The sequence below is a fragment of the Gloeobacter kilaueensis JS1 genome, assembly GCF_000484535.1.
Lineage (GTDB): Bacteria > Cyanobacteriota > Cyanobacteriia > Gloeobacterales > Gloeobacteraceae > Gloeobacter > Gloeobacter kilaueensis.
Genome location: NC_022600.1, coordinates 3,271,711 through 3,283,792, shown reverse-complemented (window position 1 = coordinate 3,283,792; position 12,082 = coordinate 3,271,711). Strand labels below are relative to the sequence as shown.

The window sequence follows — 12,082 nt, the reverse complement described above, 5'->3', positions numbered from 1 at the left end:
TCATCCAGACAAACCGACTACAACTCGATCCGGACGCGCCCGATCTGCCGATCGCGGGCCACAGTCAATATCAGTGTGCCAGCTGCGCGCTGCAAGATCTGCTGCAATTGGGTAGAGCTTTGCAGGGCGTAGTTGTTGACCCCCAGCAACTGATCGCCCGGTTGCAGACCGGCGCGCTCCGCCGGCGAGTCCGGCTGGACTTCGAGGACGGTGAGCGTCTGGGTATCGAGGACGACGCCCAGTCCCCGGCGGTCGGGGCGCTGAGCTGTCTCGCGGTTGCCACTGGCAAGCAGTGTCCGCACCGGGGTTGTGGGGGTGGCAAAACCGATGCCGATACTGCCGCCGCTCTCGCTCAAGATTGCCTTGTTGATGCCGATGATTTCGCCATCCGAATTAAGGAGCGGGCCACCGGAGTTGCCGGGGTTGAGGGCGGCATCGGTCTGCAGGTCGCCGTTCGGGGCGATCCGGCTCAGGATGCCGACGGTGAGGGTGCGATCGAGGCCAAAGGGATTGCCGATCGCGTAGACGCGCTGGCCGACCCGCGCCGGTCCTGTTGCAAGGCGCAGATAAGGCAGCGCTCGATTTGGTTGAATCTCGACGATCGCCAGGTCGTTGCGCCGGTCGAGGGCGCGCACGCTGCCGGTATAGCTCCGCCCGTCCGCCGTCTGCACCTGCACGCGCCGATTGCCCTGCACGACATGGTTGTTGGTGATGATCACCCCGCTCGGATCGATGAGCGCTCCGGCACCGGTGCCGTCGCTGCTGCGAATGCTCACGACCGCCTTGCTCGCCCGGTCGTAAACTTTGATCGTCGTCGTCTCCTCTGGGTCAAAGGCAAGGACGGGCAGCGGCGAAGCAAGGCCGAGAATACCGAGCAGGACAAGACCTGTGAGGGCAGGCTTCCAGTTCATCGAAACAGGCACCAGGACAACTACAGAAAGTAGACGCCGACTGCAAAGCGGCGGTTCCGAACGTGAACTATGTCAGCAAAGTTTTGCCGATGTGAGCAAGCTCACGTGACAAATGCTCAAAAAATTGCTAAATCTCGATAGAGATACCGGGGAACTGGGGCAAAAAGACAGGTATGACTGAGACGACGGTGCGGCGCTCAAAAGTTGAGCGGATCAAAGAGCAGAGCGACAACCTGCGCGGCAGGTTGCGCGAGGAACTGGCGGAGCCGACGACGCACTTTGGTGAGGAGTCGCAGCAACTGCTTAAATTCCACGGCATCTACCAGCAAGATGACCGCGACGAGCGCAAGGCGCGCAAGGAAAGCGCCCTTGAGCCTGACTATTCTTTTATGGTGCGCACCAAAAATCCGGGCGGTTACGCCCCGGCGGCCTTTTATCTGGCCATTGACGCCCTCGCCGACAGTCTCGGCAACGGCACGATCCGCGCCACCACCCGCCAGGGCCTGCAGTTGCACGGTATCCACAAGCGCAACCTGCAGGAGGTGGTAGCGACGATCAGCACCCACCTCGGCTCGACTTTAGGAGCCTGCGGCGACATCAACCGCAACGTCATGGCTCCGGCTGCGCCCTTTGCTTCTTTGCCCTACGTGGCGGCCCGCGAGGCGGCGGTTCAGATTGCCGAGCTGCTCACTCCCCGCACCGGTGCCTACGTCGAAGTCTGGCAGGGCGAAGAAAAGCTTTTTACCGACGAGCCGGAGGTCGAACCCATCTACGGCAAGACCTACATGCCCCGCAAGTTCAAGATCGCCGTCGCCGTCGAAGGCGACAATTCGGTCGATCTCTACACGCAGGATCTGGGCCTGGTGCCGCTCTTCGAGGGCGAGCGGCTGGTGGGGTACAACCTGACGGTGGGGGGCGGCCTCGGGATGACCCACGCCAACCCCGAGACCTTCCCGCGCCGCGCCGATCACCTGGGCTTTGTCCTTCCCGAGGACATGCTCGATGCGGTCAAGGCGATCGTGCTGGTGCAGCGCGATTTTGGCGATCGCTACAACCGCCGCCATGCCCGGCTCAAATATCTCATCCACGATCGCGGGCTGGAATGGTTTCGCGATCAAGTCGAAAAGTACCTGGGCAAAGCTCTGCTACCCTGGCGGCCTGTAGCTTCCTGGCGCTACGAGGACTACCTGGGCTGGCACCCCCAGGGCGACGGGCGCTACTTTCTGGGCCTCTGGATCGAGAATGGCCGCATTCTCGATCGAGAAGGTCTTTATCTCAAATCTGCCCTGCGCCAGATCGTCGAGCGCTTTGGATTGCACCTTATCTTTACGCCGACCCAGAACCTGCTCATCGTCGATGTTCTACCCGATCAGCGCGAGGCCATCGATGGGATCTTGCAGCGGGCAGGCATCGAGACAGCCGACAATATCGTCCCCTCCCATCGCTACGCGATGGCCTGCCCGGCTCTGCCCACCTGCAGCCTTGCCCTCACCGAATCGGAGCGGGTGCTCCCTTCGATCGTTGAGGAACTTACTGCCCACCTGCGGCAGCTGGAGCTGGCCGACACGCCCATCTCGATTCGGATGACCGGCTGTCCGAACGGCTGTGCCCGCCCCTACATGGGTGAAATCGGTTTTGTCGGCAGTGCCCCCGGTGCCTACCACCTGTTTTTGGGCGGCAACTTTGAATCGACCCGGCTCAACTGGCTTTTCCGCGAGCGGGTCAAGCGCGAGGAGATCGCCGCGCTGCTCGCTCCTCTGTTTGCCTACTTCAAAGACGAGCGGTTGCCCGGCGAATCCTTCGGTGACTTTTGCGCCCGCAAAGGCAAAGCCGACCTCGAGGCGCAATTGCTCTAGAACCAGGATCAGGGCATAGGTTGGATGCCCTCCCGGCTAGCTTCCAGTCGGACACTTTCCTGGCTGGATTCCCACCGGATCATGCCTGGGCTAAAATACCTACATGATCCGCGCCCGTGTGAACAGAAAACGGTCAGGCAGTCTTTCTGATGTGGTGCAGCAGCGTTTGCGCTCCAACTGGACTCCCATTAGACCACCCCTATACCAGACGCCTCAGCGCTCAGGTCGTTTGAGCATGGATTGGTTTATCGAGAAGGTGCCCAAGACAGCAGATGTTGTTGAAGTGTAGCCGAAGGTAATTAACGTCAGATCAAAACAGCTATGCATCCCTTCGAGTCTGCAACTGACTTCGCCCATCCCACCCGCAACCCAGTTACAGTGAACCCCCCCTCTTCTTCCCTGCCCAGCGGGGGCAGCCCCCCATTCGGGGGGCAGGAGGAGGAGAGCGGGGGGCAGGGGGGGTGTGGAGGGGTGGGGACGGTTTTAGAAGTACTCAAAAACCCGCTTCCCCCACTCCAGCCCAAATCTGATGCCTATTTAGCTCCGTCTAATTAGTCGAAAAATTCCAATCTATGCCGGATGCCCCCTCGCCGCTACTGCTTGTCTTTGTCGTCGCCGCAGGCTGCTTTGGCCTCTGGCTGCCGGTGGCACTGCCCCAGCTCATCCGGCTGGGCTGGCGGCCCGGTCGGCCTATTGCTTTTGCTGACAGGCTCAAGCTTCTGCTCAGCCTCTACCTCATCATTCCGATCGTTGTCTGGGCAGTCAGTGCCTGGCTTGCCGTTCCCCTTGCCGCCTACGGCCTCGGAGATGCCGGCGGGCGGGCTGGGTTGCAGGTGCTTGCCGGGCTCGGCCTCGGAACACTGGGATTGGCGCTGCTGTTTGGCTTTGAGACGGCAGCGGGTTGGGCACAGATAAAGCCTGTGCGCCTGGGTGGGCAACCTTTTTTGCTGCCGCTTGTGATCGGGCTTTTTGTGGGCGGAGTCGAGGAGCTGTTGTTTCGCGGTTTTCTGTTCCAGACCCTTTTGCCCTACGGTCCCTGGACCGCAGCAGTTGCCAGCAGCCTCGTCTTTGCCGCACTGCACCTTATCTGGCAGCTCGACAAATTCGCTGAGGCAGCGCGGGAACTACCGGGGCTCTGGGCAATGGGCATGGTCCTGGTGCTGGCAAGAATACTCTCGGGGGGCAATCTTTATCTGGCCTGGGGACTGCACGCCGGTTGGGTCTGGGGGATGACCCTCATCGACACCCACGGGATCGTGCGGTCCACCGGTGCCGTAAGAGAGTGGGTGAGCGGCCTGGGCGGCAAACCCCTCGCCGGAGCGATGGGACTGGTTTTTCTTGCCGCAACGGCGATCGGTCTGTGGCTGCTGTCGGTTTTTTGAGCGCAATTGTCAGCAGACAGCTTGCAATCTCAGCGCAGATGTGCAAGCATAATGGGCACTAACTACGATAAATCGACCAACTTACCGGTAATTTATTTTTAACCGGGAACTGGCCCCTTTATCTGTTTGCACGAACCGGGAGCACCCATGAACACCACTGCCGAGAGCCGGACTGCTCGACTGCGCACCCATCTGCGGATTCCCCGGCAGGTCTGTATTCCGGCGACGCTCTGGGACCGGTCGGCCTCGGTGGTCCACTGGCATACGCTGAGCACTGACACCTCTGCGCTTTCGCTGGCAGTGCGGCAGGAAGGAAGAGACTGGATTGGCCTGGAGATGTACTGTAACGTCTCGCCCCAGGGGCCGGGGGTGCCGTTGCCCAGGCACCTCAACTTTGAGGTGGGGGTATTCGACTACGAGGGTGTGCTCTCAGCACCTGACCAGTTTGCCTGCCCGGTACAACTGCATAGCGACCGGGAGCGCGTTTTTATCAAGCCTCTGAACGAACGGAGCACAGAAGTCTCTCTGCGGGTGCGCCTGCACGTACCGCAGCGCTTCCGGCGCGAGCCGGTGCTCTCTAATCTGACGGCCAGATACAAGCTGAGCTTCACCATTCTCGGTGCGCTGTTGGGTTCCGGCAGCAACGACGACGGCTGGTTCGACCTTGAGTTGCGCGGCAGCGAGGCGCAGATTGGGGACGGATTGCAGTACCTCGAACAGCTCGGCCTGCAGCTATGGCTTGAGCCTGTGTCCCTAGCAGAAAGCTGGTAACCGCTTATCCTGCTGTGACGGTACTTCCCGTCCTGCAGCAGCTACCCACACTATGGCTACTTCAATCATCTCGACGGCTTATTCCCGCACGCACACCTTCGAGCGCCGGGCGCTTTTGCCCCACGAGCGCGACTGCCTCTGGCAGCTGGTTCAGGGTATCGTGCGCGCCACCACCTGGCATGAGAACGGTACACTCATCTCCCTCGGCCTCTGGGGGCCGGGGGATGTGGTTGGCCGAGAACTGGTGCAGGTCGAACCTTACCACCTCGAATGTTTGACACCGGTCGTGGCCGTGCGCGTTCCCAAAGATCAGTGGTCCCGGCTCACCGACGCCCTCATCCGGCACGTCCGGGGAGCGATGGACCTGCTGGAAATTGTCCAGTGCAAGGATGCCCAGGTCTGCATCGAATCGGTGCTCGTCTGGCTCGCCCGCCGCTTTGGCTGCGATGTGGCCGAAGGACGGCTCATCGACTTGCGCCTGACCCATCAAGATCTTGCCGATCTGGTGGGTACTTCGCGAGTCACCGTCACCCGCATCCTCAACCAGCTCGAGCGCCAGGGACGCATCCTGCGCGTTGCCCGTCACCGCCTCATCCTCCGCCCGACAACGGCTGCCCCCTGCGTCCTGCTCAATTGACGATCCGCGCCAGCCGGGCAGCAAAACCTTTGCGCGCCAGCGCCTGAATCAGGGCGCTGTCGTTGCTGATGCGAAACTGGTGGCCAAAGCGGATGAGCTTGTGGCGCTGGTCATTTTTGATCGAGGCGATCACCGGAATATGGGCTGTCTCGCTCTGGTGCGCCTGCAACAACTCGCGCAACTGGTGCCAGGTCTGCACGTCCGAGCGCGGTTCGAGGTCGATGACGACCATCTTGACTTCCTCGATCGGTTTAGCGTCCTGGATGATGAGCTGAGGGCGCTCATCGCGCAGGTCGATCTTTCCCCAGAGCATCAGCCGCGCATCGGTGACAAACAGGGGTCCGACCCGCTCGTAGACTCTCGGAAAGACCACCGCCTCAGTCGAACCGGTCAAATCCTCCAGTTGCACGATCGCCATACGGTCGCCTTTTTTGGTGACGACCGCCTTTACATCGCGCACCAGGGCAATCGCGCTCACGCTGCTCTCGACCCGACAATCGGCCAGATCCGCCAGATTGATCGGCGCGAGCAATCTGGCGCTCTCGCGCACCGCCTTGAGGGGATGGTCCGAGACATAAAAGCCCAATAGTTCCCGCTCGAAGCGCAGTTTGTCCGCCGGGAGCAGATCGGCGGTGGGCGGCGCACTCGGGGCGCTCTCAAAACTTGCCATCCGCTCAGAAGCAGCGGCGGCAAAGGCGTCAAAGAGGTTGAACTGGCCGATGCTGCGGTCGTGGGCGCGGTCCTGGGCCCAATCCACCACCTTTTCCATATCGGCGAGCAACTGACCCCGGTTGCTCGAAAAGCTGTCGAAGGCACCGGCTTTGACCAGCGCTTCGAGGGCGCGCTTGTTGACTACCCGCAGATCGACCCGGTCGCACAGATCGGCCAGATTGCGGAAGGCACCTTTCTGGGCACGCGCTTCGATGAGCGCCTGAATCGCCCCTTCGCCGACGTTCTTGACGGCCCCGAGGCCAAAGAGAATGCTCTTGTCTTGAGGAGTGAAGTCAAAACCGGAGCGGTTGATGTCGGGCGGCTCGATCTCGATGCCCATGCTCAAACAGGAAGCGATATATTTTTGAACTTTATCTTGATCGCCTTTGACCGAACTCAATAGTGCGGCCATGTACTCGACTGGATAGTGGGCTTTAAGATAGGCCGTCTGGAAAGTAACGTAGCCGTAGGCAGCAGAATGACTCTTGTTAAAACAGTACTCTGCGAAGACAACCATCTGCTCAAATAGCTCTTCTGCGATTCGACTGGGGACGCCATTTTTGGCGGAGCCATCGACAAAAATCGAGCGGTGCTTTTCCATCTCCTCGCGCTTTTTTTTGCCCATTGCCCGCCGGAGCAGATCGGCCTGACCGAGGGTATAGCCGCCCAATTCCTGGGCGACTTTCATAATTTGTTCTTGATAGCATAGAACGCCGTAGGTTTCTTTTAAGATTGGCTCCAGTAAAGTGTGCAGATATTGAATCTGCTTGCGGCCATGCTTGCGGTCGATAAATTCAGGAATGAGCCCGGCATCGAGCGGTCCAGGCCGATAGAGTGCCAGGATCGATGAGATGTCTTCGATGTTGGAGGGGCGCAGATCGCGGACGATCTGCTTCATGCCGGAGGATTCTAGTTGAAAGATGCCCTCCAGGTCCGCTTTGCCCAGCAGCGCGTAGGTCTGGGGGTCGTCGAGGGGCAGGTTGTCAAGGTCGATGTGCTCGCCCCGGTACTGGCCAATCAACTCCTGAGCGCGGTAGATCATCGTCAGGTTGCGCAGGCCGAGAAAGTCCATCTTCAAAAGGCCCAGATCGGCGATGTCCTCCATGTAGTACTGGGTGATCACCTGGCCGTCGTTGTTTTTTTGCAGCGGCACCAGTTCGTCGAGGGGAATGCTCGAAATCACCACCCCGGCGGCGTGGACGCCGAAGGTCTTGTTGGTGCCCTCGATGCGCATCGACAGATCGACCCACTTTCGGGTGCGCTCGTCGCTCTCGTAGGCGTGTTTGAATTCCGGCGCGGGCGTCTCCTCTGAGATCATTTTTTTGAGGGGAACGGGTTTGCCGCGCACTACCGGGATGAGCTTGGCGAGCCTGTCGGCGTCGCCGTAGGAGATGTCGAGCACCCGCGCCACGTCCTTGAGCACCGCCTTGGAGGTGAGGCGGTTGAAGGTGATGATCTGAGCGACGTACTCCTCGCCGTACTTTTCGGTGACGTAGCGGATGATCTCGTCGCGGCGCTCGATGCAAAAGTCGGTGTCGATGTCGGGCATCGACTTGCGTTCCGGGTTGAGAAAGCGCTCAAAAAGCAGGTTGTAGCGCACCGGGTCGATGTTGGTGATCTTGAGGGCGTAGGCGACGAGGGAGCCCGCCGCTGAACCGCGTCCTGGTCCGACGGCGATGCTGTGGTCGCGGGCGTACTTGATGTAGTCCCAGACCACCAGAAAGTAGGTGGCAAAGCCCATCTGCTCGATAATGCCCAGCTCGTACTTGAGCCGGTCGCGGTAGACGGGGTCGATCTGGCTGCCGAAGCGCTCGCGCATCCCCTCCCAGCTCACCTGCTCTAAGTAGCTCTCGGCGGTGTGGCCGCGCGGGATCGGAAACTGCGGCAGCCGGGCGTCTCCCAACAGTTCGCGGTCGTACCGCTCGACTTTCTCGGCAATTTCGAGGGTGTTGGCGAGGGCTTCGGCGATCACCTCGTCGCTCAGGTGGTCGCGAAACATGCTCGCCATCTGCTCGGCGCTTTTGAGAAACTCGGTGCCGGTGTAGCGCATCCGGTTCTCCTCGCTCACCAGCTTGCCCGTCTGGATGCACAACAGCGCGTCGTGGGCGTCTACATCCTCGCAGGAGGTAAAGTGCGAGTCGTTGGTGGCGATGAGCTTGATATGCAGCTCGCGGCTGAGGCGCAGCAGGGCGACGTTGACGACGCGGTCCTCCCGCTGGCCGTGATCTTGAATCTCCAGATAAAAATCGTCCGCGAACAGCTCCTTGTACCACTGGGCGATGCGGCGGGCCTGATCGAAGGTACCGTTGAGAATCTGCTGGGGAATCTCGCCCCCCAGACAGGCGGAGGTGCAGATAAGACCCTCGCGGTACTGGGTCAGCAGTTCTTTGTTGATGCAGGGGCGTGCAAAGATGCCCCGGCCCTGCATGCCCTCCAGGTGCGAGATCGTCACCAGCTTGACGAGATTTTTGTAGCCCTGCAGATTTTTGGCCAGCAGCACCTGGTGGTAGCGGCGGTAGCGGCGGGTCTTGTCGCGAATATCGCCGTTGATGACGTACCCTTCGGTGCCGACGATGGGCTTCAAGCCGGCGGAGCGGCATTTTTTAATCAGCTCCACCGCCCCGTACATCACCCCATGATCGGTGAGGGCGATCGCCGGCATCTCCAGGCTCCTGGCCCGCTCGATGAGGTCCGGCACCTGGCTCGCTCCGTCGAGCAGGCTGTAGTCGCTGTGGGTGTGAAGGTTGACGTACTGCATCGTGGAGCACTAGTTATACAGGCCATCATCCTACCGGACGCTAGATCTGGAAGCAATCACCGCCGGCTGATCGGAGATCATGAACACTTGTCTACGCAAATTATAGTATCGCCGCAGCGATCTCTGCGCGAAAGCGCAAGTGTGGTGCAGGGGGCGCAGGGGATAATAGGGGCTAGAGCAGCCGTAGGCAGTGGCCACGGAGGCTGGACCTTTTACCCTCACTTGTGCCATGAAAAAAGTTCTTGCTCTTGCTGCCCTTTCGTTGACCGCTCTGACCCTGGCTGCACCGGCACAGGCACAATTTTTGCCCAACACCTACGGCAGCTACAACCAGCCCTACTACGGCAACCAGGGCTACGGTTACGACAACAGCTACAACCAGGGCTACAACCAGGGTTACAACGACGGTTACACCTGTGGCCGCAACGGCTACTGCCAGCAGCGCAGTTACGCCAACCAGGGCTATTACGGCGGCTACGGCTACGGGCAGCCCCAGACTCTGCAGGGAGCGCTGATCCAGACGGGCGTCAACCTGCTTTTGAACTCCCTGCACCGCTAGTGCCAGCTTCAAACCCGATGGCGTAAGCTTAAAGACTGGTGTTGTAAGGGTGTACAGTGACCATTCTTCTGGCCGGTGCCAGCCGTGGAGTGGGGTTTGAAATTGCCCGCCAGCTTAGCGCCCAGGGGCAGCCGCTAAAAGCACTCCTGCGCTCGGAGGCGACCCGGCAGGAACTGGAGGCGATGGGTGTCGCAGTCGTTTTCGGTGACGCCCTCGATCCACTATCTGTAAGCCGGGCGTTTGGATCTGAACCGATCGAGGCGGTGGTGAGTACGATCGGTGGCCTGCCAAAAGATGGCCGGCGCGCCGACTACCCTGGCAACCGCAACTTGATCGATGCAGCAGCAGCGGCGGGGGTCGGGCGCTTCGTCTTGATTACTTCGATCGGTACCGGTAACAGTGCGGTCGCCCTGCCCGCCCAGGTGTTGCAGACGCTGGGACCGGTCTTAATCGAAAAGGACAAGGCCGAGCAGCATCTGGTGCATAGCGGCCTTGCCTATACGATTATCCGGCCCGGCGGCCTCAAGTCGGAGCCTGCCACCGGCAACGGCGTGCTCACCGAGGATCCGCGCGTGGCCGGGACGATTCATCGAGCTGATGTGGCGGCCCTGGTCTGCTGTGCCCTCGAATCCTACCGGGCCCGCAACCGGATTCTTTCGGCTGTGGACCGGCAGATGACCTACAGTGGGAAAGATTTCGCGCTATTTGAGTTGTGATGGACCAGACCGCCGATTCTTTGCGCACTGCCTCCCAGACGGCTCCCAGTTGCTTTACTACGCCCATCTCACCGGTCGATCGGGTGCAGGTGCTGGCGGAGGCGCTGCCTTACATTCAGCGCTTCTCAGGTAAGACGATCGTCGTCAAGTACGGCGGGGCGGCGATGGTAGAGGCCGCCCTGCGCGAGCAGGTGATCCGCGACATCGTCTTTCTTGCGACCGTCGGCATCAAGCCGGTGGTCGTCCACGGCGGCGGCCCTGAGATCAACAGCTGGCTTGCCCGACTCAATATTCCGGTGCAATTTGTGGGCGGTCTGCGGGTAACGGACGCCGACACGATGGAAGTGGTGGAGATGGTCCTGGCAGGCAAGGTCAACAAGTCGATCGTCCAGATGATCAATCAGGCGGGCGGTTCAGCGGTGGGCTTGTGCGGCAGGGACGGCACGATCATCGAGGCCCGCCCCCACACGAGCGCCCAGGAACAGCCCCAGATAGGCTTTGTCGGCGACATCCAGAGCATCAACCCCAAGCTCGTGCAATCGCTCCTTAAAGATGGCCATATCCCGGTGCTCTCGAGTGTGGCCAGCGACGAGCACGGCCAGGCTTACAACATCAACGCCGACACGGCGGCGGGGGAACTGGCGGCGGCCCTCGACGCTGAGAAGCTTATCTTGCTCACCGACACCGCCGGGATTTTGCTCGACAAAAACGATCCCAAGACCCTGGTGCGCAAGCTCGACATCTACCAGGCGCGCCGGTTGATCGACCAGGGCATCGTCGTCGGCGGCATGATTCCCAAGGTGCAGTGCTGCGTGCGCGCCCTGGCCCAGGGGGTGCGCGCCGCTCACATCGTCGATGGCCGCCAGATGCACGCGCTGTTGCTCGAAGTGCTCACCGACCAGGGCATCGGCAGTATGCTCGTCGCCTCCGAACTCAGCTAAAGCGAAAACTGGCGCTTGAGGTGAGGGGCCAGCAGGGCGTTCCAGGCTTTGCGCTCTTTGGGGTAGTCCCGCACGCAGCGGGCGGCGCGGGTGGGCGGGATGCCGACGGCGGTGGCCAGGTTGGCGTAGCGCTTCTGGCTGCTGCCGTAAAGAATGCAGATGACATCGTAAAAGCGCTGCTGATTGAGGGAGTGCTCGTCCCAGAACGGTAGATCGCTTACTCTGCCGGTGCGGGCCTGCTGCTGTCCTTCGAGGGCAAACCAGTAGGCGGCGGAGCGCACGGCAAACTGGCCGGTATCGCCCAGACGCGCCAGCAGTAGCGTCGAAAATTCATCGACGGCATCTTCTTCTTTGCCTGTGGCCGGGATGCCCATTTCGCCAATCAGGGCGTGGCCAAATTCGTGAAAAAACGTAAAGAGCGTTGCCCCGGCGACCAACCGGCCCAGTTCTGTCCCGGATTTGCCCTGTTTGCTGAAAAGATCGCCAAAGTGCTGCATCAGGTCGTAGCAGACGGTGATCGTGTGCTGGGGCGGCGAGTAAAAGGCGTTGACAAAGCCGCACTCGCGAAAGATCACCGGCAGATCGCGCGGGAAGATAAATAGCTTGTTGAGCGAAGCGACAATTTTGGCAAAACCGCTGTTGGAGCCGCCCTGGTTGAGGACTTTTTCCATCGACTTGCCGAAGGCGCTCTTTGGGGGCACGAAGACAACTTTGAGCTGGCCACCGCTCGTCTGGGCAGAGACCGGGCGGGGAGGAGCGAGCAGCAATGTCAGAATACCGACGAAGCCGGCCACAACGGCAGCCACAGCCTGACGCTGAAAAGAGAAACGAAGCATCTGC

10 protein-coding genes are annotated in these 12,082 nt (G+C 60.7%); 7 read left to right on the top strand and 3 right to left on the bottom strand.

The window, feature by feature from the left end:
* Window positions 1-17 precede the first annotated feature (17 nt).
* Window positions 18-911 carry a S1C family serine protease gene (locus GKIL_RS15200; protein WP_023174608.1) on the bottom strand — a complete coding sequence of 298 codons (894 nt, stop codon included), beginning with the start codon at window positions 909-911 and terminating at the stop codon, window positions 18-20.
* Between the two features lie 173 nt (window positions 912-1,084).
* Between GKIL_RS15200 and GKIL_RS15195 the strand changes: the two genes are divergently transcribed.
* The 4 genes from GKIL_RS15195 (at window position 1,085) to GKIL_RS15180 (ending at window position 5,557) form a co-directional block, all read left to right on the top strand.
* Window positions 1,085-2,767, top strand: a complete 1,683-nt coding sequence (locus GKIL_RS15195) for an NADPH-dependent assimilatory sulfite reductase hemoprotein subunit (protein WP_023174607.1) — start codon at window positions 1,085-1,087, stop codon at window positions 2,765-2,767.
* 572 nt (window positions 2,768-3,339) lie between these two features.
* A complete protein-coding gene (locus GKIL_RS15190) occupies window positions 3,340-4,149 on the top strand; it encodes a CPBP family intramembrane glutamic endopeptidase (protein WP_023174606.1) in 810 nt (269 codons plus the stop codon).
* A 147-nt stretch (window positions 4,150-4,296) separates the two neighbouring features.
* Window positions 4,297-4,920 carry an NIL domain-containing protein gene (locus GKIL_RS24250; protein ID WP_023174605.1) on the top strand — a complete coding sequence of 208 codons (624 nt, stop codon included), beginning with the start codon at window positions 4,297-4,299 and terminating at the stop codon, window positions 4,918-4,920.
* A gap of 52 nt (window positions 4,921-4,972) precedes the next feature.
* Complete coding sequence (locus tag GKIL_RS15180) at window positions 4,973-5,557, top strand: Crp/Fnr family transcriptional regulator (RefSeq protein ID WP_023174604.1); 585 nt, start codon at window positions 4,973-4,975, stop codon at window positions 5,555-5,557.
* On the opposite strand, the gene GKIL_RS15175 is transcribed toward GKIL_RS15180, so the two are convergent.
* Window positions 5,550-9,026 (bottom strand): DNA polymerase III subunit alpha, encoded by a 3,477-nt coding sequence (locus GKIL_RS15175; protein WP_023174603.1) that lies wholly within the window; start codon window positions 9,024-9,026, stop codon window positions 5,550-5,552. The two genes, GKIL_RS15180 and GKIL_RS15175, sit on opposite strands and share 8 nt — an antisense overlap.
* Before the next feature lie 229 nt (window positions 9,027-9,255).
* Between GKIL_RS15175 and GKIL_RS15170 the strand changes: the two genes are divergently transcribed.
* The 3 genes from GKIL_RS15170 to argB are packed head-to-tail and all read left to right on the top strand — an operon-like array spanning window position 9,256 to window position 11,242.
* The gene (locus tag GKIL_RS15170) at window positions 9,256-9,585 is read left to right on the top strand and encodes a hypothetical protein (protein WP_023174602.1); all 330 of its coding nucleotides are present in this window, start codon (window positions 9,256-9,258) and stop codon (window positions 9,583-9,585) included.
* Between the two features lie 56 nt (window positions 9,586-9,641).
* Window positions 9,642-10,301 (top strand): SDR family oxidoreductase, encoded by a 660-nt coding sequence (locus GKIL_RS15165; protein ID WP_023174601.1) that lies wholly within the window; start codon window positions 9,642-9,644, stop codon window positions 10,299-10,301.
* The gene (gene argB / locus GKIL_RS15160) at window positions 10,301-11,242 is read left to right on the top strand and encodes an acetylglutamate kinase (RefSeq protein ID WP_023174600.1); all 942 of its coding nucleotides are present in this window, start codon (window positions 10,301-10,303) and stop codon (window positions 11,240-11,242) included. The genes GKIL_RS15165 and argB overlap by 1 nt, the downstream gene beginning before the upstream one ends.
* Here the strand turns inward: argB and GKIL_RS15155 are convergent.
* Complete coding sequence (locus GKIL_RS15155) at window positions 11,239-12,078, bottom strand: DUF4344 domain-containing metallopeptidase (protein WP_023174598.1); 840 nt, start codon at window positions 12,076-12,078, stop codon at window positions 11,239-11,241. The two genes, argB and GKIL_RS15155, sit on opposite strands and share 4 nt — an antisense overlap.
* Window positions 12,079-12,082: the final 4 nt, after the last annotated feature.

What these genes read in the sequence shown, in the direction of transcription:
- GKIL_RS15200 (WP_023174608.1), bottom strand. Translation starts at nt 911, where the DNA reads ATGAACTGGAAGCCTGCCCTCACAGGTCTTGTCCTGCTCGGTATTCTC.
- GKIL_RS15195 (WP_023174607.1), top strand. Translation starts at nt 1,085, where the DNA reads ATGACTGAGACGACGGTGCGGCGCTCAAAAGTTGAGCGGATCAAAGAG.
- GKIL_RS15190 (WP_023174606.1), top strand. Translation starts at nt 3,340, where the DNA reads ATGCCGGATGCCCCCTCGCCGCTACTGCTTGTCTTTGTCGTCGCCGCA.
- GKIL_RS24250 (WP_023174605.1), top strand. Translation starts at nt 4,297, where the DNA reads ATGAACACCACTGCCGAGAGCCGGACTGCTCGACTGCGCACCCATCTG.
- GKIL_RS15180 (WP_023174604.1), top strand. Translation starts at nt 4,973, where the DNA reads ATGGCTACTTCAATCATCTCGACGGCTTATTCCCGCACGCACACCTTC.
- GKIL_RS15175 (WP_023174603.1), bottom strand. Translation starts at nt 9,026, where the DNA reads ATGCAGTACGTCAACCTTCACACCCACAGCGACTACAGCCTGCTCGAC.
- GKIL_RS15170 (WP_023174602.1), top strand. Translation starts at nt 9,256, where the DNA reads ATGAAAAAAGTTCTTGCTCTTGCTGCCCTTTCGTTGACCGCTCTGACC.
- argB (WP_023174600.1), top strand. Translation starts at nt 10,301, where the DNA reads ATGGACCAGACCGCCGATTCTTTGCGCACTGCCTCCCAGACGGCTCCC.
- GKIL_RS15155 (WP_023174598.1), bottom strand. Translation starts at nt 12,078, where the DNA reads ATGCTTCGTTTCTCTTTTCAGCGTCAGGCTGTGGCTGCCGTTGTGGCC.